The 26,484-nt window shown below is 61.1% G+C and carries 22 protein-coding genes; 10 read left to right on the top strand and 12 right to left on the bottom strand.

The window, feature by feature from the left end; genetic code table 11:
* The first annotated feature begins 106 nt into the window (after positions 1-106).
* From QF050_RS15330 to QF050_RS20370, 4 genes are all read left to right on the top strand, one after another.
* On the top strand, positions 107-1,339 hold the full coding sequence (locus QF050_RS15330) for a family 1 glycosylhydrolase (protein ID WP_308931193.1): 1,233 nt from the start codon (positions 107-109) through the stop codon (positions 1,337-1,339).
* Between the two features lie 420 nt (positions 1,340-1,759).
* A complete protein-coding gene (locus QF050_RS15335; protein WP_308931194.1) occupies positions 1,760-1,897 on the top strand; it encodes a hypothetical protein in 138 nt (45 codons plus the stop codon).
* A gap of 509 nt (positions 1,898-2,406) precedes the next feature.
* Positions 2,407-2,487 (top strand): hypothetical protein, encoded by an 81-nt coding sequence (locus QF050_RS20365; RefSeq protein WP_374121576.1) that lies wholly within the window; start codon positions 2,407-2,409, stop codon positions 2,485-2,487.
* A gap of 270 nt (positions 2,488-2,757) precedes the next feature.
* Positions 2,758-3,012 (top strand): peptidase dimerization domain-containing protein, encoded by a 255-nt coding sequence (locus QF050_RS20370; RefSeq protein ID WP_374121533.1) that lies wholly within the window; start codon positions 2,758-2,760, stop codon positions 3,010-3,012.
* Positions 3,013-3,585: 573 nt separating this feature from the next.
* Here QF050_RS20370 and QF050_RS15340 read toward each other — a convergent pair.
* The 5 genes from QF050_RS15340 to QF050_RS15360 all read right to left on the bottom strand — a co-directional run bounded on the left by QF050_RS15340 (position 3,586) and on the right by QF050_RS15360 (position 10,237).
* Positions 3,586-3,792, bottom strand: coding sequence for a hypothetical protein (locus tag QF050_RS15340; RefSeq protein WP_308931195.1), 207 nt, complete (start codon positions 3,790-3,792; stop codon positions 3,586-3,588).
* A gap of 11 nt (positions 3,793-3,803) precedes the next feature.
* Entirely contained in the window at positions 3,804-6,287 is a 2,484-nt protein-coding gene (locus tag QF050_RS15345) for a glycoside hydrolase family 3 C-terminal domain-containing protein (protein WP_308931196.1), read from the bottom strand.
* Between the two features lie 56 nt (positions 6,288-6,343).
* A complete protein-coding gene (locus QF050_RS15350) occupies positions 6,344-7,705 on the bottom strand; it encodes an MFS transporter (RefSeq protein WP_308931197.1) in 1,362 nt (453 codons plus the stop codon).
* 41 nt (positions 7,706-7,746) lie between these two features.
* Positions 7,747-9,516, bottom strand: a complete 1,770-nt coding sequence (locus QF050_RS15355; protein ID WP_308931198.1) for a sulfatase — start codon at positions 9,514-9,516, stop codon at positions 7,747-7,749.
* A gap of 277 nt (positions 9,517-9,793) precedes the next feature.
* A complete protein-coding gene (locus tag QF050_RS15360) occupies positions 9,794-10,237 on the bottom strand; it encodes a PadR family transcriptional regulator (RefSeq protein WP_308931199.1) in 444 nt (147 codons plus the stop codon).
* 217 nt (positions 10,238-10,454) lie between these two features.
* Here QF050_RS15360 and QF050_RS15365 point away from each other — a divergent pair, with 217 nt between their 5' ends.
* Genes QF050_RS15365 through QF050_RS15375 form a run of 3 tightly spaced genes read left to right on the top strand, consistent with a single transcriptional unit; the run spans position 10,455 to position 12,096 of the window.
* Complete coding sequence (locus tag QF050_RS15365) at positions 10,455-11,405, top strand: formylglycine-generating enzyme family protein (RefSeq protein WP_374121534.1); 951 nt, start codon at positions 10,455-10,457, stop codon at positions 11,403-11,405.
* A complete protein-coding gene (locus QF050_RS15370; protein WP_308931200.1) occupies positions 11,399-11,764 on the top strand; it encodes a DUF202 domain-containing protein in 366 nt (121 codons plus the stop codon). Before QF050_RS15365 ends, QF050_RS15370 begins: the two co-directional genes overlap by 7 nt.
* Positions 11,761-12,096 carry a DUF202 domain-containing protein gene (locus QF050_RS15375; protein WP_308931201.1) on the top strand — a complete coding sequence of 112 codons (336 nt, stop codon included), beginning with the start codon at positions 11,761-11,763 and terminating at the stop codon, positions 12,094-12,096. Before QF050_RS15370 ends, QF050_RS15375 begins: the two co-directional genes overlap by 4 nt.
* Before the next feature lie 841 nt (positions 12,097-12,937).
* On the opposite strand, the gene QF050_RS15380 is transcribed toward QF050_RS15375, so the two are convergent.
* Together QF050_RS15380 and QF050_RS15385 are read right to left on the bottom strand one after the other, a co-directional pair.
* Entirely contained in the window at positions 12,938-13,600 is a 663-nt protein-coding gene (locus tag QF050_RS15380) for a ThuA domain-containing protein (RefSeq protein ID WP_308931202.1), read from the bottom strand.
* A 75-nt stretch (positions 13,601-13,675) separates the two neighbouring features.
* Complete coding sequence (locus QF050_RS15385) at positions 13,676-15,238, bottom strand: APC family permease (RefSeq protein WP_308931203.1); 1,563 nt, start codon at positions 15,236-15,238, stop codon at positions 13,676-13,678.
* A gap of 960 nt (positions 15,239-16,198) precedes the next feature.
* On the opposite strand from QF050_RS15385, the gene QF050_RS15390 reads away from it, so the two are divergent.
* The gene (locus QF050_RS15390; RefSeq protein ID WP_308931204.1) at positions 16,199-17,449 is read left to right on the top strand and encodes an MFS transporter; all 1,251 of its coding nucleotides are present in this window, start codon (positions 16,199-16,201) and stop codon (positions 17,447-17,449) included.
* 14 nt (positions 17,450-17,463) lie between these two features.
* Here QF050_RS15390 and QF050_RS15395 read toward each other — a convergent pair whose 3' ends face one another.
* From QF050_RS15395 to hisD, 5 genes are all read right to left on the bottom strand, one after another.
* Complete coding sequence (locus QF050_RS15395; RefSeq protein WP_308931205.1) at positions 17,464-18,489, bottom strand: Gfo/Idh/MocA family oxidoreductase; 1,026 nt, start codon at positions 18,487-18,489, stop codon at positions 17,464-17,466.
* Between the two features lie 300 nt (positions 18,490-18,789).
* Positions 18,790-20,298 carry a CoA-acylating methylmalonate-semialdehyde dehydrogenase gene (locus QF050_RS15400; protein WP_308931206.1) on the bottom strand — a complete coding sequence of 503 codons (1,509 nt, stop codon included), beginning with the start codon at positions 20,296-20,298 and terminating at the stop codon, positions 18,790-18,792.
* Between the two features lie 82 nt (positions 20,299-20,380).
* Positions 20,381-21,541 (bottom strand): iron-containing alcohol dehydrogenase, encoded by a 1,161-nt coding sequence (locus QF050_RS15405; protein ID WP_308931207.1) that lies wholly within the window; start codon positions 21,539-21,541, stop codon positions 20,381-20,383.
* A gap of 382 nt (positions 21,542-21,923) precedes the next feature.
* The gene (locus QF050_RS15410) at positions 21,924-22,139 is read right to left on the bottom strand and encodes a hypothetical protein (RefSeq protein WP_308931208.1); all 216 of its coding nucleotides are present in this window, start codon (positions 22,137-22,139) and stop codon (positions 21,924-21,926) included.
* Positions 22,140-22,236: 97 nt separating this feature from the next.
* The gene (gene hisD / locus QF050_RS15415; RefSeq protein ID WP_308931209.1) at positions 22,237-23,535 is read right to left on the bottom strand and encodes a histidinol dehydrogenase; all 1,299 of its coding nucleotides are present in this window, start codon (positions 23,533-23,535) and stop codon (positions 22,237-22,239) included.
* 283 nt (positions 23,536-23,818) lie between these two features.
* Between hisD and QF050_RS15420 the strand changes: the two genes are divergently transcribed.
* Together QF050_RS15420 and QF050_RS15425 are read left to right on the top strand one after the other, a co-directional pair.
* Positions 23,819-25,246, top strand: coding sequence for an aspartate ammonia-lyase (locus QF050_RS15420; RefSeq protein WP_308931210.1), 1,428 nt, complete (start codon positions 23,819-23,821; stop codon positions 25,244-25,246).
* 9 nt (positions 25,247-25,255) lie between these two features.
* Positions 25,256-26,215, top strand: a complete 960-nt coding sequence (locus QF050_RS15425) for a LysR family transcriptional regulator (RefSeq protein ID WP_308931211.1) — start codon at positions 25,256-25,258, stop codon at positions 26,213-26,215.
* Positions 26,216-26,484: the final 269 nt, after the last annotated feature.

The following is a 26,484-nucleotide window of genomic DNA, read 5'->3' on the forward strand; positions in this document are numbered from 1 at the left end:
ACGGTGAAGTACCCGCCCATAGGGTGTGCTGAGCGCCTTCCGGATGGACACCACCGCTGTAACAAGGGACCAAATCCAATCGAACCGAACAAACGAAAAGGTCAGTATGTCTACCAGTTTCCAGCTCCCAGAAGGCTTCCTCTGGGGCGCCTCGACCGCGGCCCATCAAATCGAGGGCATGAATGTCAACAGCGATTTTTGGGCCCACGAGCACAGCGGCCTACTCACGCAACGCTTTCGGGAAGTGAGCGGTGATACCTGCGACAGCTACCATCGCTGGCCTGAAGACATGGACCTTTTGGCGGGATTTGGCTTTACCGACTACAGGTTCAGCATCGAATGGGCGCGCGTTGAACCAGCGCCGGGCGAGTTTTCCAATGCCGAGATCGCCCACTACCGTCGCATGGTGGAGGGAGCCATTGAACGAGGGCTCCGCCCTCTGCTGACGCTCCATCACTTTACCGTCCCCCGGTGGTTCGATGAGCAGGGCGGGTGGGAATCAGAGGAAGCCGTCGAACTCTTTGGGCGCTTCGTCGAGGCAGCAGCCCCCATTTTTGCCAGCAATGTTGACCATATTTGCACGATTAACGAACCCAATATGGTGGCACGGTTTGCCCCAGTCCGAAAGGCTGCTTTAGTGCGGAGTGATTGGGAACAGTCCGGGACTGCCGGGTCCGACGAGGCCACCACTGTGGCCTTGATCAAAGCACACCGACGAGCCGTTGAAGTGATCAGGCGCCTCACACCTCACGTCAAGGTCGGGTGGTCGGTTGCAATAGCCAACTACCATGTCGTGCCAGGAGGGGAAGCGAAAGCGGCAGAGATGGCGTCCGACTCACGGGATGTCTTCGTCCTCGCCGCTGACGGTGATGACTGGATTGGTGTACAGGCCTACACCCGTGCGTTCGTCGGACCCGCCGGGCAACTGCCCGTCCCCGAAGGCGCACAGAAGACGCTTACAGGCTGGGAGTACTACCCGCAGGCGCTCGGTGAATCCATTCGCACCGTCGCCCGCCTCGTGCCGGAAACCCCCATCATCGTGACCGAGAACGGCATCGCCGAAAGCGATGACACACGCAGAATCGCCTACACATCGGGTGCCCTCAAAGGGCTGCGGGATGCGATGGTCGACGGCATCGACGTCCGCGGCTACTACCACTGGAGCGCACTGGACAACTACGAATGGGGCAGCTTCGTTCCGACCTTTGGATTGATTGCCGTAGACAGGAAGACCTTCGTGCGCACGCCCAAGCCCTCCGCGGCATGGCTCGGCGCAGCTGGTCAGTCCCGGTCCATTGACCTGATCTCCCATGACGTGATGTCCGAAAGCATTGTCTAGCTTCTCCCCTTCACCTGCATCTCCGCCGGTTCGCGGAGGGTGCGTCCAACAGGAGTGCGCCAAATAACCTCTCCCCGCTGCAAGCAACTCTTCATGACATCGTCGTCAGGCAATGCCGGCGGCACGACCGCTGTCGCCACAGCACAACCGTCGCACCCGTCCGCCCCTGAGGCGGAAGCTAAAGTTTAGCGCCGGCTCATTGCCTCCCGTCCTCCGGCAGGAAACCGTTCATTTGTTCCTTTGGCTTGGTTATTGCCAGGGCATTGTTTATACCGCTAGTACTTCCCAGCGTGACCGGGATGTTGATCATGGCCTGCCTTGCCGGCTTCCGACTCGGCTGTTACAGGCCTGCTGCCGACGAAGCAAGGGCCATCGACATGGGCTCCCGTATTCGTGCCGGTAAGGTTCGCGTCAACGTTTATGAGCGTCCTCGCCGGCAATTCACGCCAGAGTTGCTGGGGAACCAGCGGTATCGGCGGTCACGGTCCCCAGTACGGCGTCCGCTTCTTCACCGGCGACCGCGTGGTGGGTGTGGACAAGACAAACTTCCCGCTCTAAAGGCCTCCGGCTCCAGCAAGCTAAAGGCAGCCCCGGCGGGGCTTCGAACAAAGAATCCGGAAACGCGACTCGTACCAAGAAGGGAGCTTCCTCCCGCCGACTCTCAAGAATGTGAGCAAGTCGGGGGCGGTCAACACGCGAAGTCCTTCAATGACACATACTTCAACGACAGATACGGGGCGTTCTTCAGCGCCGAGTTTCCTTGAGGGCGCTTCAGCAGCGATTCCGTCCTTCGGAAGCGACCCGGTTAATTTCCGCTGGGAAATGCACGCGGACTCTGAAGTTGGCATGTATCTGCCCCGCACCCAGGCGCGTGTCCTTGAAGCACTCAGTGCTGGCGACCTCGAAGTAACCCTGGGAGGAGCAGCCTCGTCCGTGGTTGCGGTACTACGCGGCGAGACCACCCAGGCCCCCTTTGGGACCGGTCCAACTGTACTGCCCAGAGGTGACATGGACGCATTTCCCGTCGCAGAAAGACGGTAATGCCCTTTGCCTCGACGAATGGAGCGATGCGTGCCTGCGGTCATGCCCTTCATACAACCGGCTTGATTGGCGCTGCGCGCTTGCTCTCGTCCGTACGTGCAGCCTGACCGGTGACGTCATCTTGATGTTCCAACCGAGGGAAGAAGGGGTGACGGGGGCCCGCATCATGCTGAAGGAAGGTGTTCTAGTACGGCTGGCAGGCGGCCGGATGCTGTCTACGCTTGCATGTCCTTTCGGACATGCCGTCAGGCGTGTTCACGACCCGTGCTGGCTCGTACACGGCAGCCCTCGGAGATCTGTCCGTCAAGGTTAGCGGGGGTGGTGGGTGTCATTCGCGGCCCTACCAGGCTCTAGATCCCCTGCCGGTAGCTGCGGAAATGCTTGGTGCGCTTCAGAGATACATCACTAGGCGATTCAACGTTTTTGATCCCGTGGTCCTGTCCGCGGGCGGATTACATGGCGGTTCCGCCTCGAATGTCCTACCTGCTTCGGCGGAATTCAGGGCCAGTGTCAGGTCTTTCGACCCAAGTGCCGAAGCGCGGCTCGCACAGGAGCTGCCCGATCTAATCCGGCAACTGGCGAGCACTCATCAGTTTACGACTGAGCCACGTTCAGCCCGATTACGCCGGTGACCGTAAATCATCGCAGTGACGCCGAATTCTGGGGAAGGTAGCACGGACGTTTCGGAGAGCATCTGCTTGTACCGAGCCCGCCCCCTAGAACCCGCTCTGATGATTTCTCACGTGTCCTCGTGTAGGTACCCGCAGCGTACGGGCATCTCGGGCTGGGTTCTCCAGATATTGACCCAATGGAGTGGGCTCCAATGCACTCGCCCAGGCAGTGTTTGACGAAAGTATCCCCTTCGACCAGGCACAATTTCTGGCAGGCGTAGCGCTTTGAAAGGTCCAGAAACTGGAGGCCGTGGGTTAGCCCTAGGCGCAGTTCGGAGGGTTTCCGGAGGGGCTGACGCCTTAACTGCAGCAAGGGACCTCCAAGTACCGGTTGTCGTTGCCCTGAGTGAATGGCACACCAACCACTAAAAGGTTGGGTCACACCCCAACCTGACGACCCCAAGAAGTCACTCTGCCCGTCGTAGGCAACGAGCCGGACTAACGGGTTGCCGACTTCTGGTACCTGAACAGCCGCTTCCGCCGGGCAGGTCAGCGAGATTGGTAGAAGCTTGACGCCGGAGTCGAAGTTTGAGCCTATGAATATTGTTGGCGAATAAGGCCGAAGGGTACGGCCGGGTGTGCGCGGACGATATAACGGCCCGGCCCCGTCCGGGTGATCATGATCCCCATCTGGTATCGGGTGGCGGCCTCCGTGACCGTTTCGGTGGCTTCGTTCAATGCCTGGTCGGCGTCCGAAGGTTGGTCGATGTTGACTTCGACCATGCCGGGTGTTTTGGGCATTGTGGTTCCCGTCATGGTGCAAGGACCAAGGTCGTGGCTCCGGGGAGGTCGGTGACAGAGAATCCGGCCTTGAGTTGGTAGTTGCCTGGTTCGTAGTTCCATCCGTTGTTCCAATAGGCCAAGTTTCGGGTGGGGAGGTTCAGGACTACGGAGACGCTTTCCCCGGGGTCCGCCCAGACGGGCGTGGATGCGACGAGCCAGCGGATAGGACGGTCTACCGTGGAGTCCTTTTTTTCTGCATATATCTGTATGACTTGCTTGCCGGCGCGTCCGCCGGTGTTCCTCAGGCTGATCTGCAGGGGAACGGTGTCTCCGGCCGCAACAGGGTTTGCTGGTCCTTGCACACCGTCAAGGGACCAGGTGGTGTAACCCAGCCCGTAACCGAAGTCGTAGGCGGGGGTAGCACCGGTTTTAAGCCAGGCCCGGTATCCGATGTGGATGCCTTCGGAGTAGTGGAGTTTTCCGTCTGCATCCGGGGTCGTGTTCAGGACCGGTATGCTGCCCTGGGTTGCCGCCCAGGTAGTGGGGAGCCGGCCGCCGGGTTCGGTCGTGCCGGTGAGGATGTCTGCCAGGGCGTTGCCGAATTCCTGGCCGCCAAAGTATCCGATCAAGGTCGCTGCGACTTCGTGGCGCCACGGCATGATGACGGGAGAGCCGGAATTAACGATCACAACGGTACGCGGGTTCGCCGCGGCGACGGCGTGGACCAGCCGGTCCTGCAGGCCGGGCAAGTCCAGGGTAGAGCGGTCGTAGCCTTCGGACTCCACGCGGGAGTTTGTTCCAACGACGACGACGGCGACGTCAGCTTCCCGGGCGGCCTTGGCTGCTTCGATGATCAGTGCTTCGGGATTGGTATCGGCGGGTTCGGTGCCGACTGTGACACTCAGTGCGTTGTCGAGGGGGCCGGTCCAGTTTGAAGTGTCCAGTTCGACCAGGACATCCAATGCGATGCCGGCGGTAACGGGGATTTCCGCGGTTGATGACGCCGGGGCAAGGAAGGACTCGGCGATGTCTTTGCCGTCCACCTCAATGTTTGCTTCGTGGACCAGAGCGCCGTCGACGTGAATGCGTGTCCGGCCAACGGTAGCGGCTCCCAGGCGAATGGAGCCTGTTTCGTCCGGGGTGTAGATCATGTGAAGCCGGACCGTGGAGGATTCACGGATTGGGGCGTCCCCGCCGAACCAGACCAGCGCGGTGGACCGGCGGTCCTCCGTGAAGAGTTCGGTCCCGTGGGCGTCGAGGAAGGCTACGCGCAGTCCGGGCGCGCCGGTGGCGGGGTTGGTCAGCTGGCTTAGGGGAATTTCAGCGACACCTTCCTGGACGATAGCACCGGTGCTGTAGCTGACGTTGTCCGCACCGAACGCCGCCCGGATCCCGTCGAGCGGGGTGACGACCGTTTCCGGCAGCACTGTCGCAGACCCGCCGCCCTGGGTGCGGGCGTACCTGGCGTTGTGCCCGATCACCGCGATCTTGCCGGCGGCCGCCAGGTCAAGTGGCAGCACCCCGTCGTTCTTCACCATAACGGTCCCTGCGGCCGAGGCTTCCCGGGTGAAAGCCACTAAGTCTTCCCGGTCGACCGGTTCGGCGCTGACCGGTTCGAACCCGTCAAGGGCGCCGACCCGGGCTGCCAGCTGCAGGATCCGTAGCACCTTCCGGTCGATGCTCGCTTCTGCTACCTCTCCCGACCTGACCGCTGCGACGAGGGCTTCGCCCCAGGGGCCGTCGGGGCCCGGCATGACAAGGTCCTGGGAAGCGTTGGCGGAGTCGATGCCGCGCACGGCAGTCCAGTCGCTGATCACGACCCCGTCAAAGCCCCAGTCACTGTTTAGCGGGGTTTCGAGAAGGTCGTTCTCTGTGGCGGTGGTCCCGTTGATGGAGTTGTAGGCGCTCATGACCAGCCAGGCGCGCGATTCGACGACGGCTTTCTCGAAGGCCAGCAGGTAGAGCTCCCGCAGGGCACGTTCATCAACGAGGGCATCCACGGTGAACCGGTCGGTCTCCGAGTCGTTGGCGACGTAATGCTTCGGGGTGGCCCCGACACCGTTGCGCTGGACTCCTGCGACATAGGCTGCAGCCAGTTCCGCGGTGAGGACAGGGTCTTCGCTGAAAGCTTCGAAGTGGCGGCCTCCCAGGGGTGAGCGGTGGAGATTGATGGTCGGGCCGAGGACGACGTCGACGCCTTTACACCGCGCCTCAACTGCGGAGGCAGCCCCCAGGCGGCCGGCGATGGCGGGGTCCCAGCTGGAGCTGATGGCCGTCGCGGAGGGGAAATTGACGGATGGCTGGCGTTCGTCCCAGACCTCGCCGCGGACTCCGGTGGGACCGTCGGAGACCAGGATGCGGCGGAGCCCGATCTTTTCCATGGGCCAGGTCGTCCAGAAATCGCGGCCGGTCAGCAACTGAACCTTTTCTTCGAGCGTCAATTGGTGCAGGAGGCTCTGGAGGCGCGTATCCGTGGATGTTGGGGAGGTTTGCTGTGCGCTGAGTGTTGCCATGGGATTGGTGGTACTTCCTACGTGTTGGTGGACGGGTCCGTATTGATGCAGCGCGCTCAGCCGAGGTGGAGTGCTTCCTGGCGGCGGTTTTCGAGGATGCCGCGCGCCCTCGCCACGTCCCGCGGATAGCAGGCGTAAAGGGCACTCAGCACTACGGCGTTGATCAGCATCAGGATCACGAGGGTCCACAGGAACACGGTCTGGATACCCAGGGTCGCCGCCAGTGCACCGGCGCCGAGGGAGAAGACTGCCCAGCCGATTGTTTCGAAGACGGTCAGGAAGATCGCGAAGGCCTGGTTGCGCAGTTCCGGCACGACGACAGCGGCGACGATGGGGCGGTTCGCGGGCGGGTTCGCGCCTTGAGCGAAGCCCATCAAGGCCCAGAAGATGCCGTAAATGCCGATGTTGTCGTAGTGAAACTGTGTGGCGAAAAAGGCAACGACCGCGAACAGAATCTGGGCACCTTGCAGGTAGGCAACCCGACCGCGGTCCGGGAGGACCCGATCGAGCAGGGCCATCAGCCAGCCGCCTCCTGCGGTGCCGGCGAAGTAGCCAAGCCCGAAGGGCAGGAGCACAACGGCGGCTACCGCGTTGGTGAAGCCGCGCTCAACCACGAGGAACTGGATACCGAAGATCACTAAGAGCAGGTGGCCCGAAAGGAGTCGGGACAGCATCATCACCGAGAACGTTGGAACTCGGAACAGGGAGAGCACCGATCGGACGGTGACTTTCGGGGCGAGCGCGTCGCGGCCTGCCAGGTCGGCGAGCTGCTTCTCGGAGGCGCCCACGCCGGGGTCCTTGAGAAAGAACGCGACGAGCAGCCCTGCTGCGATGCAGATGCCGCCTATGGCCCACATCCCGTACCGCCAGCCGTCCGACAATCCCGTGAAGAGTGCGATAAGGGGACCGATGAAGGAGCTGATGAGGCTGATGAAGCCGTAGAAGTAGCCCGCGGCTTTGCCCCTTTGGCTGTCATCGAAGGAGTCGGCAATGATCGCATTTGCGATGGGGCTGCCGCCGATGATGGCGGCCGACATCAGGGTGTTGAAGATCAACAGCTGGACGAAGCCCTGAGAGAAGCCTGCCGCGATGCCGAAAGCACCGCCCACGAAGGTTGTGGCAATCAGGGTCTTGCGACGCCCGACTTTGCCGGCCAGCCACGCCCAGGCCGGGCCAGCGGGAACGGCGACGAGCTTGCCCAGGGCGGCCAGGAGTCCGAGGTGGCTGCTTTGCAGTTTCAGCGCCGCGGCGATGGTTGGGAAGAGGGTCGTGCTGAGGCCCGCCTCGGTGTTATCAACAACAGTCACCCCGGTGAGCACCGCAAGGTTGCGCCACCGGTGCGGAACGTGGCGGGCCTGTGCGGAGCCTTCGACGGCTTGGTTCGCGGCGGCCGTGGCGGGGTTGTGATGGGTGGTCATGGACTGGATCCTGTCTACATTGTCAGGGCGAAAGGGTGACGTCAGATTGTGGGAACGGACGTGAGGTCCTCGGCGATGGGGCCCAGGACGGCCGCCGGCACAGCGGCGACTGCGGCTAGCTGGTGGAGGGTGAGTTGCGCCGGAAGGTTGACGAGTTCGGTGCTGACGATTTCCGGCAGGTGCCTTTCCAGGACCTCACGTGCGTTGGGGTCTTGAAGGAGTTCCAGGACCGGGAAGGTTAGGACCTGTCCGCCGCCCGGGAGGGAATCGAGGGGAGGGAGGGGTTCCAGGGCGAGGCGGGCGCGTTCTGCCTGCTTCCGGACCAGCAGGTGTTCCTCGCTGGGTTCTCCATGGGCAGGAATGCCCAGGCGTTCAAACTGGCTGGTGGGTGCCTCACTGATGTGCATGTGCTTCGCGAGCAGGCGGAGCATCCGCAGTTCGATCTCGTCGTCTGTCAGGGGGCTCTTCTGCTGAGGGTCTTTTTCGAGGTCGAAGAGCAGCGTTCCATGGGTCCAGGGGTTCATAAAGGACCTGGTCTGTACGCACATCGTCCGAAGGCCCTTCGTGAACCCGAACGGCGCGGCGGGCTCCCAGCTGGCCAGTTCCGGCACGGCGAAGCGGTTGCGCATGTGGGTGGGCATCAGGGTGTAATCCTCAAGGGGCCCGTTGCCCGGGTTGGCAGCCGCGCGCATGTAGACGTATCGGCCATCGGTGATGTTGACGTGCCCGCCGTGAATGCCGAACAGTGCCGCTTCGCGGATCGTGACCGTATCGTCTTCGGTGGTGAGGGCGAGGTCCTGGCCCTGCATGTCCGGGGTGGGTTCCAGGCCGAAGTACCGCAGCATTGTGGGGGCGATGTCGATGGTCTGAGCCAAGGCGGCCCTGCGGGTGTCGCGGCCCCCGGCGCGTGGGTCCCATAGGAACATCGGCAGGTGGACCAGCTCGTTGAACCAGGGCTGAACGGATTTTGCCCACCAACCGTGCTCACCGAGCAGGAACCCGTGGTCAGTGTTGACCAGCAGAAGGGTGTCTTCCCAGAGATTATGCCGGTCCATGGCGTCCAGGACGCGCCCCAGGGACTTGTCGCACATGGATACAAGGGCGGCGTACTCATAGCGGGCGTGATCAACCTGGTCCTGGGATTCACTGACCTTTTGGTAGCCCGGCCAGTCGAATTCAGGCCCGTTGTACTGGTGCGGGTACATCTTCTTGTAGGCGTCGTGCGTGAAGAATGGCTCGTGCGGGTCGAACAGTTCGATCTGAAGCATCCACTTATCCGCGTCCCGGTTCACATCGATGAAGTGCAGGCCGGCGTCGACGGTTTTCGTCTGGGAGTGGTCTGCCTCGGTAGTCATGTAGGAGCGATTGATCAGGTCCTGCCGCTTCATCTGCGACCGCCAGTCGTCCTCCTCTCCCCCGGGCCCAACCACGCCTTTCCACGGGTCGCCTTCCTGGCCGCGGAAGAATTCCCACGTACTGTAGCGGGGGTGATAGGTGGCGCCGCCGTCCTCCCAGTAGTGCGGGTGGTCTGAAACCAGGTGGGTGTGGACGCCGGCATGCTTCAGAAGCGCAGGCATGGAGTCGTCAAAAGGCTCCAGAGGTCCCCAGGAGCGGTGCAGGAAGTTATACCGGCCGGTGTGCATCTCCCGTCTCGCGGGCATACACGGCATGGAACCGGCATAGAAGTTATCAAAGGTGGTGGACTTGGCCGCCAGCCGGGCGAAGTTGGGTGCCTGCACAACAGTGTCAGCGGCGTAAGGGGAAAGCATGTGCCGGTTAAGGCTGTCGAACATAAGGATGATGGCCCGCATGGAGAAACCTTTCAAAGACAAAAGCCAAGTGTGTGGACGAGTACGCAGTTGAACAACCCGCTACGGTGCTGGCAACCGGTTACGAAGAGTGACCGGCGAAATGTGTCAGCGAGGTTCTGCCGGGAGTTCATCCCCAGGCAGTGCGGTCAGGGACCGCGAAGACAGCTTCCCGTCCAGCAGATCGCGGCGGAGCCCGGTCATGGCAGCGACATGCGCGTCGATCGCGGCAGCTCCCATTAGGTGCATTCGCTCCCCCACCGATTCAGCAAGTTCAGCGTCAAACCGGGATGGTCGGCGCCCAAACCTGCCGCCGGTCACGATTGCGGTAGCGGGCAATTTCTGCCTGCCGGGTCTCAATTTCGGTATCGAGGATGTGCAGCAACTGTTCGGCACTCATGAATCCCGAGAACGTCAGCCGCACGCTCAGTTCAGGGTCCTGGAAGCGCGACGGCGGCTGGTAGGGTCCCGTGAGCCAGTCAAGGAAGACGGTGGCCCCCTCCTGCGTCACCCGGTAAGTCTTAGCGTCCTGGGCGCCGGGCCGGGGATCGAGCTCATGCATGACCCAGCCTTGCTTTTCCATGCTGTTCAGCGACCGGTACACCTGGCTCATCTGGGTGTTCGAGCGCAGGAACCGCCCGTGCGTATCAAGGTACTTCTTGAGGTCATATCCGGTGCTGGGGTGCTCAAGGAGCACTCCAAGGAGGATGCTCTCCATCTTCATTGATGCCTCCGGAAGTTCTTCGGTCTCGTGAGCTGTATCACCCTGTCGCAATCGAGGATGACACAAGTGGAATCATTCGTCAATAACACTTGTGGAATGCTTCCGAAGGGACCCATAGTGGATGGAGAACCGACCGGAGTTCCCGTCCAGGGGACCGCTTTCTCTTCCAGGAGGACTGATGGACCGCTATGACCCTTCCGCCACGCCCGGATGCTGCATGCCTTCGGGCGCACCAGTCGACGGCCAGCCCTTAGTGTCCCGCCAGCACTCGAAACAGTCCCCCGTCACTCTCTCGAATCCCGCCGCAGCCCGGATGCACGAGGATGTTCCCATCCCGGCCGGCTCATTCCTCATGGGTGACGCATTCGGTGAAGGCTACCCAGCAAACGGTGAGGCACCGGTCCACGAGGTCGATCTGGACAGGTTCAGGATCGATATGACGACGGTGACGAACGGGATGTTTGCCGCCTTTGTCGACGCAACCGATTACCGCACCGAGGCTGAGCAGTACGGGAGTTCGGCCGTCTTTCACCTCCTGGTCACCGCACCGGAGGGCGATGTCCTTGGCCGTGCGGCAGGAGCGCCCTGGTGGATCAACGTCCGCGGCGCCGACTGGGCCCACCCCGGAGGGCGGTCATCGGACTGGAGGGAAAGCCCCGATCACCCCGTCGTACATGTTTCCTGGCACGACGCGCAGGCATACTGCCAATGGGCCGGACGTCGGCTGCCTACCGAAGCGGAATGGGAATACGCCGCCCGTGGCGGACTCAAACAGAAGCGCTACGCGTGGGGTAACGAGTTGACCCCCGGCGGAGAACACCGCTGCAACAAATGGCAGGGCACGTTTCCAACGGTGAACAGCGAGGAAGACGGCTTCCTCGGCACAGCCCCAGTCAAGTCCTTCCCCGCCAACGGTTACGGGCTTTACGAGGTAGCCGGCAATGTGTGGGAATGGTGCAACGACTGGTTCCTTCCCAAGTACTACCGAACATCCCCCCGTCAGAACCCCCAAGGACCAACAATAGGCGCCGGCCGGGTCATGCGCGGCGGTTCCTACCTCTGCCACGAGTCGTACTGCAACCGCTACCGGGTTGCCGCCCGGACCTCGAACACACCGGAATCCTCCAGCGGAAATTGCGGCTTCCGGACGGTGGCACTGAAATGGTGAAGCTCAAAGAACCCCAATGGCGGCGCGGCGGCGAGATGCCCGACTACCGCTTTTCACTCGCTAACGAGCGCACCTTCCTGGCCTGGATCCGAACCGCCATGGCCATCCTGGCCGGAGCTATCGCCGTCGACCAACTGACCCCGCAAATCGCCCCTACCCCGGTGCGGATCATCCTGTGCCTCGTGCTCGCAGTCATCGGCACAACACTGGCCATGGAAGCCTACCGCCGCTGGTCCCTGCAAGAACAAGCCATGCGCCAAAAACAGGAACTCCCCCACGCCTGGCTCCTGATCGCCATGACCGCCGTCGTCGCACTGATGGGCGCCATCGTGGCCATCCTCATCCTTCTCGTCCGGTGAAGACCCGGGACCCAGGCCTCCAGCCCGAACGGACCACACTCGCCTGGAGACGCACCTTCCTGGCGATGCTCGTCTCCAACTTCTTCATCTGGCGCGCCTGGGCAACATCCCTCACCCACCACAATGGACACATCGAAGGCTCCTCACTCAGCCTGGGATTGGCGGCGGCCGTTGCTGCTGCCGCCACCGCAGTCCTCGGCGCATGCATTCTGCAACGAAATGCCAGCCTCCGTGATAGGAAAGCCCCCGAAACGCTTCTCCTGGGCACGGCAACGACTGCAATCGTCGTGGTGGGCGTCACCACCATCACCTCCATCCTGCTGGGCGGCTAAGGACACTCCGAAGGGCGAGCTGGAGCTTTAGCCGAATGGGTATCCGGCCTTCATCCTCGCCGGAACACTCCTTCCCGCGTACAGGGTACAGGCCACTGGTGATCCGAAATTAGCCTTCCGCATCTCCACGAGACGCAAATAAAGCAGACATAAGTGTGGACACTGTCCACACCCCCTTTAGCCGGACAAACCGACCGCCTTCAACTTCCCCACCGGCTTGGAAGAGCGTTCAACGACTGTTTCGCACCCTAATCAGCAAAGTCATGTTGTACCCGCGGTCCCTGACCATGAATGGGTGTAGGCCAGCCCGGGTCTACCCGACAGGACAGAAACGAGGACGCACTTAATCCCCACCACGGAAGGCGGAGTGCCCACCAGCCAGGGACTTGAACCCGCCACCCCACACACCTGAACAGGCCCCGCGGGGGCCAGGCCACAGCCCGCGACCCAACCCGTCAGATGACGCGACCGCAAGCTTTGTCAACACGTCAAAGCAAAATCGCCCCTGACGAGGGAATACGTCGTGCCCGAGGTGGGACTCGAACTGCATTCTAGGCCTTGCAAACATTGGGAACACAGTAGAACATCGGCAAACCAACCAGGTCCGAGCCATCTACGACGAGATCCGAAGCCAAAGGTGTTGACACTGTCAACACCTTCCTTCTTGACTTTCCTGCAGTATCGTTGGCGTCGGCCCGGGAGCGCCAGATGACACCCTCCCCTTCACGATCAAGGCCCTACACGCGTGTTCGCCGCCAATACGTCAGTTGCCAGCAGTCAGCCACCGACAGCTCCAGCGCGAGACCACGTTCGGCCAACGGACACGGATTCGGTAGCGCCGTTACTGATCGCGGCTCGCCCACCGGAAGCCCCGCCTCATGAGCAGCTCGACTGGTGGTGCCGTGAGATCCTCAAGGTAGTGGCCAAGCGCGCTGTAGAAAACGCGACCTTCCCCCCACTTCTTGGTCCACGCCTGGGGCATGCGCTGCCCATCGAGCCAAGGCATATGCTCGCCGTCAAAAACGGTTTCCAGAAGCACGTGGTTGCCTGGGTCAACATTCATGTAGTACTGCTCGCTTGCCGCTCGGAAGTCGTTGATGCCTGCAGTAATTGGATGGTCCGGATCGACCACATATAGAGGGTACGGGTGCCGAACACCCTCCCCGGCGGGGTGGTAAAACACGTCGGCGCCGAGCATCATGTGATACATAACGCTGCCGCGAAACGCAGCGCCGCCGCCATGCCAGGAGACAAATCCTGTACCGGACTGCACCGCACCGAGGAGTCTGGATTCCTGGGACGGGGTCAACGTTTCACTAAGCAGTGCGTTATTCCAATTATTGATGATGAGATCGTAGCGGGTCAGGTCCTGATCAAGAACGAAAATGTCCGAGGATTCGTCTACCTCGAATGCAAGATCGTCCAGTACCTTACGGGCCCACTCCGCTACCCCATAGGGGTTATGGCCGGGCCAACCGCCGTAGAGATAGAGTGCCTTAGTCATCGGGTTCCTCCTATGTTGGTTTTAGACCTCCGCAGGGCCGAGGGAAAGTGCGGTCGGCTACGAGAGCTTTATCACTCATCGATCGGCGGCGATCCTCGTGGTTGCGGCCAGGGATGTCTTTGCCTTGCGGATGTTGTGGTGTTCGCCGGCGCCGCCGCCGATTTGGGTGTAGACGGTCGGTCTTGTCTTCCGCCACCTCAACCCCGTCAGGATCCCGGCGATCAGGATCGCGACGAGGAGGAGCTGTTCGCCGCTGGCTATCCACTGCGGCGCCCCGATCGACATTGAGAAGTGAATGGACGTCAGTGCGACGAGTAGGACGAGCCCGGCCAGGGCCAGGGATGGAGCAATGAGTGTGTTCCACATGCGTTCGGAATGGCGGATGATTCGGAAGTAACGCAGGGCCGAGATGGTCGTAAGAGTGAACAGGATCAGGAGAGCGAAGGTGCCGAGAGCGAACATCGACGAGTACATAGCGATAGCGTCAAGTCCAGTAAATAAAAAGGGCATAGTGACGAGGACTGCGGCCGCCGTCGCGGTCAGCGATGCAAACGCGGGTGAACCGTGTTTACTGTGGGCTCTTCCAAGGGCAGACGGCAGGATTCGATCCTTTCCCAGTGAATAGAGGTAGCGGGAGAGCGAATTGTGCGTCGAGAGGGCCCCGGCGAAAACGCTGGTTACCACTAGAACAACCATGGCTTCGGTGAATGTGGCGCCCATGTAGTACTTGAATCCGCCATTGAAAAGGATCGTGGGGTTGGCGGCCCCCGCCGCTGCGACCTGATCCGGTCCCCAGAAAGTGACCAGGGCCCAGGACGTCAGGATGTAGAAGGCGCCAAGGCCGATAATCGCGAGGTATGTTGCCCGGGGTATCGTCTTTTCGGGCTGTTTCACCTCGTCTCGATAAATAGCTGAAGACTCGAAACCCAGGAAGCAAGTAATCGCGAACAATGTGGCAACTCCCAGTTCACCAGAAAAGACATGGGAGGGCTCAAAGGATTCGAACTGGTAACCCTTGGGCCCTCCTGACAGTAGGACCGGCATGTTGAAGAGCATGACCAAGGCGACTTCCATGACCATGAAAATGGCGAGGACCTTGCCGGATAGCTCCACATTGAAGTGTCCCAGGACAGTAATGATCATGCAGGCGATAGCACCCCAGACCCACCAGGGAATTTCGGGCCCTTGAAAGGCATCGAGAACGTTCCCGACGGAAACCCCGAAGAACGCGTAGCTGCCCACCATGTAAACGAGGTAAGTGACAGCGGCGAGAAACCCGGAGCCCAGTCCGATGGTTCGCGACAAACCTGCGGTGATGTACGTATAAAACGCACCAGGCTTAGGCAGGTTTCTTGTCATAGTTGTAAATCCGACAGCAAACAGCAGGAATATCAGTCCAACGAAGGCGTAGATCGCAGGGGTACCAATCCCGTTGCCCTGGGTGATGCCTAGGGGCAGCACTCCAGTCACGTTGCCGATAGGCGCAGACATGGCCAAAACAGTTAAGGCAAGCTGCAGGGTGCCCATGGTTCCCCGCAACCGTCCGGATTCCGCGACCTGGTTAATGTACCTGCCCGTTCTCTCCCGGCCCAGCGTGTCCGTCCTTGGCGGTTGGAGATCCCTGCTCTCGATGCTCATGGCGTCCTCTCAAATCAGTCAGTCGCAATGCACCCAACTTAGGGGCGCAGCAGCCGGTGACTCGCATCACTATAAGAAAGACTACAGACATTCTTCCTCTTATCAAACTTTCGCTTATGCGCGGTGCCTGATGGTGAACTTCAACTGAGTCAGCCTCGGTGCGCTCCATACTCAGATAGTTTCGGGGGTTCAACGGCCCAAGCAATACGATGCGGTCCGGTAGCAACCCTCCGCCGCAGAAAGATCCACTTTCTCCTCGTCGACTTGGCCGCCCCTGGCAGAACAGGGGCGTTGGGAAGGGCACTGCGGGCGTCGTTGTTCACGTGCAATAGGAACAGTGCAAGCGGTTCAGAATTGTTCAATGTCTCTCCGACGTCGAGCCGCTGCGCGCAGTCTTAGCCGCAGCGGCACTTCCAGGGTGTGCCGCCCAAGCCTTGAGGGCGTCCGATCGGCGCTCCGACAAGGAGCAAAGGAGTGAACGGGGCCGCTTGTGACCCGGGCCTTAGCAGCATAGATACTTTTAGCGTACGATCGTACACATAGGCTTCTGCCTTTGACGCCCGTAGCACGGGCCCCGTCTTCTACTCAGCCAAAAACCCCGCCCAGAAGGTTTCCCATGCACCATGGCCCCGGCCGATTTGCGAAACGCGTTTGGTCCCGTTCCAAAGCGGTAATGGATCACGCTGTATGCCGCCCTCAGCCAATATGCACAGTTACGCCATCAGAGAGCAGGTCATCTCTCAGCTGCGCACTGACGTTGTCGTCTGAGACGGGCTCGCCGATCTCACTCAAGCTGCCGACGCACGCGATTCCAGAGCGGTCGAACTTGCTGCTGTGCAAGACCACGATCTTTCGTAGGGCCGAGGTGAGCATCCCGCTGTCCAACGCGCTGCGTCCTAAGTCGGCACCCACTTTTGCTTTCGTGTGAAACCCTCAGCAGCTATCTGGAAGGACAACCCCATGCCTTACGACAAAGACTTAACCCAGCCGCCGCTTAAGCGCGCCAGGATGGGTGCGTTCGGCGTATTTACGATCGTTGGTTCTCTCACGGCCGTCTGGCTGGTGAACATTCCGGATATCCAGGAGCGTACCGGGACCTCACATGCCGTTTTGGGTGGGCTAATCCTGCTCCTGGGACTGGGGGCGCTGGTGTCCATGCAGTTTGCGGGGTTGCTCATTAGAAAGTTCGGTAGCCGTAACTCCGTGCTCCTGGGACTCGTCTTACTCGTTTTGACCGTCAACCTTCCTGGTCTTGCCACCGATGCATTCTCATTGGGCGTAGCCTTGTTCGTTTTTGGCCTGGGCCATGGGATTACTGACGTGGCAATGAACCATCATGCGGTAGTCGTGGAGCGCAGTTACGGCAGACCCATTATGTCGGCGTTCCATGCTTTCTACTCCCTGGGTGGAGCATTGGGCGCTGTGGCTGCAGCCGGAGCACAAACACTTGAGGTCGGTCTCCAGGAAATCCTTCTGTCCGCGGGCATTCTCGGTGCTGTGGGCGCTGCAATCTCTGTCCCGGCACTCCTTGGGGTCCGTAATGAAGTCAAACTTGACACGGCAGGTCACGGCAGCGAAGACACCTCCGGAACGGCGCCAGCTCCGAAGAAAGCCCGCAGGGGTCAGGTAGCCACGCTCGCGGTTTTGGCTTTCCTCATTCTGCTGTCGGAAGGGGCTGCAAATGACTGGAGCGCACTCCAGACAGTGGAGCACCTTAAACAGCCTGAATCGGCGGCCGCACTGGCCTATGGCGCTTTCGCTTCAGCCATGACCATCGGCCGGTTATTGGCGGACAAAGTTTCACACGCAGCCGGTCCAGTTCATGTGGTCCGCTACGGGTCCTTGATGGCCGCGGCCGGGATGCTGGCAGTTGTTTTGTCCTCGTCCTACCCCCTGTCGATTCTAGGATGGGTGCTGTTTGGGCTGGGTTTGTCAGGCATCATTCCGCAGATCTACACAGCAGCCGGGGTAGCTGGACATTCGGATGCAGGCAAGACGCTGTCCAGGGTGGTGAGTTCCGGCTACGTGGGTTTGCTGGCAGGCCCTGCCTTGATCGGGTGGCTGGGCAGTCTCATGGGACTTACGGCAGCCTTTGTAGTGCCGCTGCTCTTCTGCGCAGTGGGGTTGGTTCTTGCCAAGGCCGTCGCCGCTGAAGCCGAAACAACTGACCAAAAGCCCGTTCCCGCCCTGCTTTCGGACGGGGACCGGTAGCTGCCGACGGTGCGCTACCGTCGTACGTGGTTGACGGGCTGGCGCTTACCGCTGGACGCGGCTTCGAGGATGGAAAGGCAGATGGCCAAATTATTGGCTGCGTCCACTCCATCAACGATTGGACGTGCTCCCTCCTGGACGGCTTCGTGAAACCGTAAAAGGGTGATGTCGTAGGTGTGCCGCCTGTCTGAGACTGGCACCTCACGGGTTCCCGTAGAGTCGCTGAGAACTACGGTGCCCAGGGGCTCCGGTGTCATCACGTCGTGGCCGAGGATGCTGCCCGCCTCACCATTGATGCGAAGGTACGACGGCGTAAACGGCATTGTGAAGGAATCCTGAAAGTCCACCAGCACTTCGCCCTCATAGTGGATCGACGAGCTGCACGCGTCCTCGATATCCGATGTACCCCAAGGACCATGCGATACCGCTGACGCGACGACATCAAGGGGCACCTGCCCTTCGAGCAGCGGGTTCACGACGGAGGCGTTATGGCAGGACAGGTCCATCACTACTCCGGCGCCGGGGCTGTTGCTCAGCCGCCAACTCCTTAGCCGTTCCGGCAGAAGTGTGGAATGGCGGACGTTGATGCTCAAGGGCTTGCCGATCGATCCTGCCGTGACCATTTCGCGGATTTTGCGATGGGTCCCTGCCGCCGGCAGGTGGTGGTTGACGGCCAATACCAGGCCGCTGGCTTCCGCTGCTGCCTGCATCTCCAGGGCATCGCTGAGCACCGTAGCCACGGGCTTTTCGCAGAGAACGTGTTTTCCCGCGGCGAGTGATGACAACGTTTGGAAGTAATGCTGGTCGTTGCGACTTGAGATGTACACCGCGTCGACTGCAGGATCGTCCAGTGCCGTCTGCAGGTCCCAGTGATGGCGAAGGATTCCGTTGCGGATGGCGTAGGTTTCGGCGTGTGACTTATCAGCACTGATTACGCTGGCGATGCTGTCCCCGACGCGGCGAATGGCTGGGACCATCCGTGTGGCCGCTATGTCGCTTGCCCCGATCAGGGCCCAGACAAGTGGCTTGACGCGGTTCATTTCTTCCCAGCCCGTCCTTTCTTGCCGGAATCAGGCGTCGGCCGCTCAAGGTGTGTCATCGACACCGCTGTCAATCCCCCGGCACCGACCATGAGCATCAGTAGTCCGGCTGCCAAGGCAAGCGTTGCAGACGCCGTAACGCAAAGGACCAATCCGGCCGTTGCGGATGCCAGCATCAGTCCCGTGAAAAGTCTGACCATGGGGCTCTCCATTCTTGGTGAAGCTAAAAAGGGATACATGAAACGGCTTCAGGGTGGTCCGCCATGGCGGACCACCCTGAAGATCGGACCTGAAGTGGCGTCAGTTGGAGGGGAAGTTGTAGGAGGCGCCGGAGGCGTGGTGGGTTTCGGGCCAGCGGGAGGTGACGACTTTGCCGCGGGTGTAGAAGGAGACGCCTTCGGGGCCGTAGATGTGCTTGTCGCCGAAGAGTGAGGCTTTCCAGCCGCCGAAGGAGTGGTAGGCCACGGGGACGGGCAGGGGCACGTTGATGCCGATCATGCCGACGGTGACACCGCGCTGGAACGTGCGGGCGGCGGCGCCGGAGGAGGTGAAGATGGCGGTGCCGTTGCCGTAGGGGTTGGCGTTGATGAGCTTGATGCCCTCTTCCAGGGTGTCGACGCGGACCACGACGAGGACGGGTCCGAAGATTTCCTCCTGGTAGGCGGTCATTTCGGTCTTGACGTGGTCCAGGACGGTGGGACCCACCCAGAAGCCGTTTTCGTGGCCGGGGACCACGAGGTCGCGGCCGTCCACCACCATGGCGGCGCCGGCGGTTTCGGCTTCGGTGACGATCCGGACGATGCGTTCCTTGGAGGCGGGGGTGATGACCGGGCCCATTTCGGCGCCGGGGGCGGTGCCGTTGTTGACCTTCACGGCCAGGGCGCGCTCTTCGACTTTCTTGACCAGCAGGTCGGCGGCGTCCCCGACGGCTACGGCGACGGAGATGGCCATGCAGCGTTCCCCGGCGGAGCCGAAGGCGGCGGCGGCGAGGTGGTCGGCGGCGTTGTCCAGGTCGGCGTCGGGCAGGATGATGGCGTGGTTCTTGGCCCCGCCCAGGGCCTGGACGCGTTTGCCGTGCTTGGTGGCGGTCTCGTGGACGTACTGTGCGATCGGGGTGGAGCCGACGAAGGAGATGCCGTCCACGTCCGGGTGGGTCAGCAGCCCGTCGACGGTTTCCTTGTCCCCGTGCAGTACCTGGAACACGCCGTCCGGCAGGCCGGCTTCCTTCCAGAGCTTGGCGAGCAGCAGCGAGGCGGAGGGGTCGCGCTCGGAGGGCTTGAGGATGAACGCGTTGCCGGTGGCAATCGCCATCGGCGCCATCCACAGCGGCACCATGACGGGGAAGTTGAACGGGGTGATCCCGGCGACGACGCCGAGCGGCTCACGGAAGGAGAAGACGTCGATGCCGGTGGAGACCTGGTCCGAGTAGTCACCCTTGAGCAGGGTGGGGATGCCGCAGGCGTACTCGACGACTTCCAGGCCGCGGCCGATTTCGCCCTTGGCGTCGGAGAGGACCTTGCCGTGCTCGGCGGTAACCAGTTCCGCGAGTTCGTCAACGTGCGCGGCGACCAGTTCACGGAACTTGAACAGCACGGCGGTGCGCTTGGCCAGGGAGGTGTCACCCCAGGTGTCGGCGGCCTTGCGGGCCGCGGCGACGGCGGTATCCAGGTCGGCACGGTTGGCCAGCCGCAGCTCACCGGAGACAGCGCCGGTGGCCGGGTTGTACACGTTCGTGGTGCGGTCGCCCTCACCGGCAGTCCCGGCACCGTTGAGGAAATGGTTGATAGTGGTCAACGTTGTAGTGGTCATGCTTGGTCCTTTGAAATTGGGTTTGTGGTCGGATACCGCGCCACGAAGGGAAAGGCTGTGTCGGAGCCACTAGGCATGGGGCTCAGGCGAAAATGTCTTTGTAGATCCCTTGGATTTGTTCGGCGTCGGGAACCAACGGGTTGTTGCCCGGCGACCCGGAGGAGAGTGCCTGCTCGGCCATAAGAGGGATCTTTTCTTCCCACGACGCCCGGTCGATGCCGAAGCCTTCGGGGGTCGGCACTTCCAAGTCGCGGTTTAGTGCATGCAGTTCAGCGACCAGGGCTCCGGCTGCGTACTGGTCTGAGACGCTGGGACTGACAATGCCAAGCGCCCGGGCACAATCCGCGTACCTGTTTTCGGCACCTGAGATAGAGAATTCCGTGACGGAAGGGAACAACATGGCGTTGGCCAGTCCGTGGGCAACGTGGAAAAGAGCTCCAATTGGGCGGCTCATGCCATGAACAAGGGCGACGCTGGAGTTCGAGAACGCGATTCCTGCCTGTGTTGAGGCCAGCATCATGGCTTCGCGGGCGTCGGCGTTGGACCCGTCGGTATAAACACGACGGAGGTTTGTGCCGATGGTACGGATTGCTGAGAGGGCAAACCCGTCGGAGAAGGGGTTGGCCTTTCGGCTGACGTAGGCCTCGATCGCATGGGTGAGCGCGTCAATTCCCGTATCTGCGGTTAGACGTGCGGGCATGGTCAGCGTGAGTTCGTAATCAATAACTGCTGCTACGGGCAGGAATGAGATCCCCGCACACAGCATCTTTTCATGTGTCTCAGAGTCGCTGATTATGGAGAACTGAGTAGCTTCGGATCCGCTTCCGGCGGTTGTTGGTATCGCAACTACTGGGACCGCCGGGCCGTTGTTGTTCCGGGGTGCCTTGAAGTCGCGCATTTGCCCGCCCTGTCGGCTAAGAATGCCGAGAGCCTTTGCGGTATCGATGGCGCTTCCTCCCCCGAGGCCGATAATGAGGTCAGCATCGTGGCGGCGGGCTGCTTCGATGCCTTCTTTCAAGGAGTCCGTGGTTGGGTCAGGAACCACGCCAGAGAAGACGGCGGCGGTGTGGCCATCGTGCTCGATGGCTTTAATAATCCTGTCGACATGGCCGGTCGTCAGCATGAAGGCATCAGTGACGATAAGCGGCCGGGCCGCTCCGAGCTCGTCGACCAAAGCACCGACTTCGTTGATTGCTCCACCTCCAACCTTCATGATCCTGGGGAGAGCGACGTTAGCGATCATTGGGCACCTCTGTATGTTGGCGGCGCAGCCAGAGGCTGCGGGGTTGCTCCGTGGGTTTTTTCGTATGTGGACCAGATTTCGTATCCGTCTGACTTGTCGATCATGTGCCGGGTGAGGGCACCATCGGCTGCCAGCCAAAGGATTGAACCGTCTGGTGTCACGTCGTCGACCAGCCCTGTTCGGGCGAGATGGTGGCGATGCCGGGCTTCAACGAGCGTCCCTTTGGTCAGGAGCCAGTCCTGTTGGAGGACCGGGGATGTCCCCTCGGTGGTACTGAAGTTATTGGAGTCCTTGGGCATGGCTAATCGGTCCATTGGTGTGGGTCGGTCCGTAATGGCTGTCGGTGCGGCTGCGAAGGCTGAGCGTTCGCGGCTTTATGCGTTTACTCACGCTGTGGGGGGATGCGGTCCAGCGGGTGACTCCCGGCATAGAGGGTGCTGAAGAGGCTGCCGCTGGGAAGCATGGTCTGTTGTCCGGCGGAGGCTTCCTTTGCCCGGTAGTCTTCGGCAATGATGCTGGAAAGGAGTTGCCGGACTCTTTCGAGCCATCGGCTGGTCCGTCCTCTTCTGTATCGGCGATGCTTGGAAGTGGTACTCATGTCATGCTCCTCATATCAGGCCGGGCAGCGCTGCCCTGCTAGGGAACCTCCGGTGGAGCGGCCCCCACTAGGGCGCTCCACCGAAGCCGATTAGGACTTACGAAGCCCAGGCCGGTCGCTCTCCGGTGGCCCGGGCAGCCCGGATATCTCCGGAGCGGGCATGTCCTTCGAAGTTTTCAGCGCGTGCGGCCCGTCCGAGCAGCTCTCCCAGCTCGGCGCTTGCCGCTGCTGAGGTCACTTCCTGGTAGGTCACCGTCTTGATGTATTTGCCTACCCAGAGTCCACCGGTGTAGCGGGCTGCGTGACGTGTGGGAAGCACGTGGTTTGTTCCGATGACTTTGTCGCCGAACGATACGCAGGTGTTTTCGCCCAGGAACAACGACCCGTAGTTGATCATGTTGTCCAAGGCTGCGCGGGGATGGCGGGTGAGGATTTGGACATGTTCGCTGGCGAATTCGTCGGACACCGTGTAGGCCTCTTGAAGGTCATCGACGAGGATCACCTGGCCATGGTCGCGCCAAGCTACTTCGGCGACAGCGCGGGTGGACAGGCCCGCGAGTTGCCGCTTGATTTCCTCGAGGACCTGCTCGCCAACCTCCCGTGACGTGGTGACCAGGATGGCCGGCGAGTCCGGGCCGTGTTCAGCCTGGCTCAGCAGGTCCACGGCAGTCAGGAAGGGGTCGGCGGTTTCGTCGGCGACGATCAGAACTTCGGTGGGACCTGCAAACAGGTCGATGCCGACCTCGCCGAAGAGCTGCCGTTTGGCCTCTGCCACGTATGCGTTTCCGGGGCCCGCGAGGAAGTCGACCGGTGCAATGGTCTCGGTGCCGACGGCTAAGGCCGCTACTGCCTGAACTCCGCCCAGCAGGTAGATCTCATCGGCGCCGGCAAAATGCATGGCTGCAATCGAAGCGTCGGGAAGGACCCCTCCGGCTGCGGGTGTAGCGGCCGCAACACGTCGGACGCCGGCAACTTTTGCGGTCACGATGGTCATGTGGGCAGAAGCCAGGAGGGGATAGCGCCCACCGGGGACGTACGCGCCGACTGCATCGATCGGAATGTTTTTCTGCCCCAGGATCACCCCGGGTTCCACCTCGGCCTCAAACTCGGTCAGGGACTTGAGCTGGAGCTGGGCAAACCGCTTGACGTTGCGCTGCACCGTCTTGATGTCCTCCACTGTCTGCTCCGGGAGTCGTGCGATGGCAGCGTCGATCTCTTCCTGGGACAGGCGGAACGACTGAGGGGACCAGTTGTCGAATTTCTCGGAGTAGGCACGGACTGCTTCGTCGCCCCGGGCACGGACATCGGCGATGACAGCTTCGACGGTCTCCCTTACGCCGGGAGGGGATGTGGGGTCAGAGAGGGTGACTTCAGCGTTCTTGAGGGAAGTGCGCAATGGTTTTCTCTTTCGTTTCTGGAGCCAGAGCGCTGGTAGTGCGTGTGCTCCGCGTTACATTGGAAACCACTCAAGCATAGCATTTCCTTTGTACTTACAACAGATATAAAGCTTTTACTTATCTAAGCAAGTAGGTTCAAGCCGCGCTTACAAGTAAATGCTATGCTTATGTGTGATATCAGAAGGTTATCTTATGTCGTTTGGATTGGGAAGTCATGCGTTCTTGCGTGTGGCCGTCGACGGGAATCAAAGTGCGAGGTGGAACGTGGCTGAAGGAGCCGTAGTGCGCGTGGAAGCAGATCTCCTGGGGACCCGGGAGGTCCCCTCGGAGGCCTATTGGGGTGTCCACACCTTGAGGGCGTGTGAGAACTTCCGTGTGGGCGGTGAAACCGTGGGCGCGGCACCGGGACTAGTGTTCGCATTGGCTGCTGTCAAAGAAGCAGCGGCGGAGGCGAATGTTGAGCTAGGCCTTCTTGAGCCGCGCCTCGGCAAGGCGATCGTGGCAGCGTGCCAGGACCTGCGCAGGGGCCAGCTGGCCGACCAATTTCCTATCTCCCTGATTCAGGGGGGTGCTGGCACTTCAACCAACATGAACGCCAACGAAGTGATTGCCAATCGGGCACTGGAACTTCTGGGGGAATCCAAGGGGTGCTACGGCCTGATCAGCCCGAATGAGCACGTGAACCTCGGGCAATCCACCAACGATGTCTACCCCACTGCACTGAAACTGGCAACGATCTACAACTGCCGTGCTCTTGTTGCCGCCCTAGAGGTCTTCCAGCGGGCTTGTGAGCGGAAGGCCCTGGAGTTCGACCACATCGTGAAGATGGGCAGGACTCAGTTACAGGATGCCGTGCCCATGACCCTGGGCCAGGAGTTCAGAAGCTTTGCCGTCACGATTGGCGAAGATGTCGAGCGACTCACGGAGGCCATGGGTCATCTTCACGAGATCAACCTCGGTGCAACGGCGATCGGCACCGGATTGAACACCCACCCCCTTTATGCGGCCCTCGTGCGGGAAAAGCTTGAAAACGTGACGGGATTGCCTGTGACCACCAGTCCCGATTTGGTCGAGGCAACACAGGACTGCGGGGTTTTTGTTCTAGTATCTGCTGCCGTGAAGAGGGCCGCCATCAAGCTGTCCAAGATCAGCAGTGATCTACGGCTTCTTTCCTCCGGACCTCGGGCAGGATTCGCAGAGATCAATCTGCCCGCCCGGCAGGCAGGATCCAGCATCATGCCGGGAAAGGTGAATCCGGTGATTCCGGAACTGGTCAATCAGGTGGCCTTCGAGATCATGGGGGCCGACGTGACCATCTCGTTGGCAGCAGAAGCGGGCCAACTGCAGCTCAACGCCTTCGAACCCATCATCGCCGCGTCCCTTTTCAGAGGCATCGAGCACCTGCGCGCTGCGGTCCTCACCCTGAGCGAAACCTGTATTGACGGAATTACCGCCAACGAGCGGACGCTCGAGGACCACATGGCCCGCAGTATTGGCCTGGTTACGGCGTTGAGCCCGTACCTGGGGTACCACCTGTCCGGCGAAATAGCCGCCGAGGCTCTCCTGACCGGAACGCCGGTAGTGGATCTGGTCCGCCAAAGGCAACTGCTGGACCCGAACTTGTTGGAGCACCTCCTCCAACCTCATGTGATCGCCGGCGGCGGACAACTGCCTTCCGTGGTCCAAACACCATTCCCGCGCGAGCTATAGGATTGCCTTATGACTTTGGCCCAACTTGAAGCTTTTGTGGCAGCTGCCACTGGACAGACATTCACCGCAGCGGCTGTGGAGTTGGGCATGAGCCAGCCCGCCGTGTCAGACCTCATCCGCCGCCTTGAGGGCGAACTCGGGGCGCCGCTTTTCAGCCGCAGCGGCCGCGCGCTCGTGCTGACCGCAGCTGGTGAAGAGCTGCTGCCCTACGCGGAACAAACGGTGAACGCCGCCAGGCAGGGCACGGAGGCCGTAAGTGCGCTTCTTTCCCTTGGCGGCGGCACTGCCACCTTTGGGCTGCTGCGCAACGCCGAGTTTTATATACGACAGGACCTGGCCAAACGCTTCAGGCAGAAGCACCCCAATGTCCGAATCCGGCTGGTGGGCCAGAACAGCGCTGAGACAGTGAGCGACGTTGTCGCTGGCTATTTGGAGGCCGGACTAGTGACGTTGCCGATCGAGGACGACCATCTGGACGTTTTGCCGTTGGCCCGGGACGAAGTGGTCTATGTCAGCGCTGTCCCGGACCGTGTGCAGACCCCGCCTGATATCGACGCGATCTGTGAGGCTCCGCTCATCCTTTACGACGCCCACTACGCACTCACTGACCCTGCCCGAAAGCAGCTGTCGTCCAGGGCACGGCTGAGGGGGAAATCCGTGAGCGCTGGAATTGAAGTGGAGTATCTTTCCGCAGCATTGTCTTTGGCAGCAGATGGTTTCGGCGACACGATCGCTTGCCGGGCTTCACTTGAGTCAGAGGTCTATCCCCTCGGGCTGCACGCAATTTCGATGGCAGAGCCGATGTTTGACACACTGGCGCTGATCAAACGGCATGGGCAACTGCTCTCGCCTGCTACCAAGGAAATGGCCCGACTGGCGCACTCGGCACTCATCGATCATCAGACCTCCGACCACGGCACGGCCGAAATCCTCACCGGGGCCCACGACATCGAGGCGTTTCTGAGTTGATGGCAGGGACGGTAATGGGGCGCCACCTCCTCAGGTGCCGCCCCTTTACCGTCCTGCCGGGCAGAGCACAACGCCCCCTGCGCTGCAGGAGCCCTAGGGACACCATCGACGAAAAACGGGTAAGGAGCGCGTCCACCGCGATATTCTTGTGCCTCGCTGCTGATCCCCTTCTGCATGGATGTAGAGTCCGGGTCGGTTGCAACAAGGGCAGGTACTTATCGTCGCTGTCCAAAAGTTGATGCATAGCAATTTTTGTTGGTGTCCAAGGT

This window comes from Arthrobacter sp. SLBN-112 (assembly GCF_030944625.1).
GTDB lineage: Bacteria > Actinomycetota > Actinomycetes > Actinomycetales > Micrococcaceae > Arthrobacter.

Excerpts from the sequence above, each read along its gene's own strand:
- QF050_RS15330 (WP_308931193.1), top strand. The coding sequence starts at position 107 with ATGTCTACCAGTTTCCAGCTCCCAGAAGGCTTCCTCTGGGGCGCCTCG.
- QF050_RS15335 (WP_308931194.1), top strand. The coding sequence starts at position 1,760 with ATGAGCGTCCTCGCCGGCAATTCACGCCAGAGTTGCTGGGGAACCAGC.
- QF050_RS20365 (WP_374121576.1), top strand. The coding sequence starts at position 2,407 with ATGCGTGCCTGCGGTCATGCCCTTCATACAACCGGCTTGATTGGCGCT.
- QF050_RS20370 (WP_374121533.1), top strand. The coding sequence starts at position 2,758 with ATGCTTGGTGCGCTTCAGAGATACATCACTAGGCGATTCAACGTTTTT.
- QF050_RS15340 (WP_308931195.1), bottom strand. The coding sequence starts at position 3,792 with ATGCCCAAAACACCCGGCATGGTCGAAGTCAACATCGACCAACCTTCG.
- QF050_RS15345 (WP_308931196.1), bottom strand. The coding sequence starts at position 6,287 with ATGGCAACACTCAGCGCACAGCAAACCTCCCCAACATCCACGGATACG.
- QF050_RS15350 (WP_308931197.1), bottom strand. The coding sequence starts at position 7,705 with ATGACCACCCATCACAACCCCGCCACGGCCGCCGCGAACCAAGCCGTC.
- QF050_RS15355 (WP_308931198.1), bottom strand. The coding sequence starts at position 9,516 with ATGCGGGCCATCATCCTTATGTTCGACAGCCTTAACCGGCACATGCTT.
- QF050_RS15360 (WP_308931199.1), bottom strand. The coding sequence starts at position 10,237 with ATGAAGATGGAGAGCATCCTCCTTGGAGTGCTCCTTGAGCACCCCAGC.
- QF050_RS15365 (WP_374121534.1), top strand. The coding sequence starts at position 10,455 with ATGCCTTCGGGCGCACCAGTCGACGGCCAGCCCTTAGTGTCCCGCCAG.
- QF050_RS15370 (WP_308931200.1), top strand. The coding sequence starts at position 11,399 with ATGGTGAAGCTCAAAGAACCCCAATGGCGGCGCGGCGGCGAGATGCCC.
- QF050_RS15380 (WP_308931202.1), bottom strand. The coding sequence starts at position 13,600 with ATGACTAAGGCACTCTATCTCTACGGCGGTTGGCCCGGCCATAACCCC.
- QF050_RS15385 (WP_308931203.1), bottom strand. The coding sequence starts at position 15,238 with ATGAGCATCGAGAGCAGGGATCTCCAACCGCCAAGGACGGACACGCTG.
- QF050_RS15390 (WP_308931204.1), top strand. The coding sequence starts at position 16,199 with ATGCCTTACGACAAAGACTTAACCCAGCCGCCGCTTAAGCGCGCCAGG.
- QF050_RS15395 (WP_308931205.1), bottom strand. The coding sequence starts at position 18,489 with ATGAACCGCGTCAAGCCACTTGTCTGGGCCCTGATCGGGGCAAGCGAC.
- QF050_RS15400 (WP_308931206.1), bottom strand. The coding sequence starts at position 20,298 with ATGACCACTACAACGTTGACCACTATCAACCATTTCCTCAACGGTGCC.
- QF050_RS15405 (WP_308931207.1), bottom strand. The coding sequence starts at position 21,541 with ATGATCGCTAACGTCGCTCTCCCCAGGATCATGAAGGTTGGAGGTGGA.
- QF050_RS15410 (WP_308931208.1), bottom strand. The coding sequence starts at position 22,139 with ATGAGTACCACTTCCAAGCATCGCCGATACAGAAGAGGACGGACCAGC.
- QF050_RS15425 (WP_308931211.1), top strand. The coding sequence starts at position 25,256 with ATGACTTTGGCCCAACTTGAAGCTTTTGTGGCAGCTGCCACTGGACAG.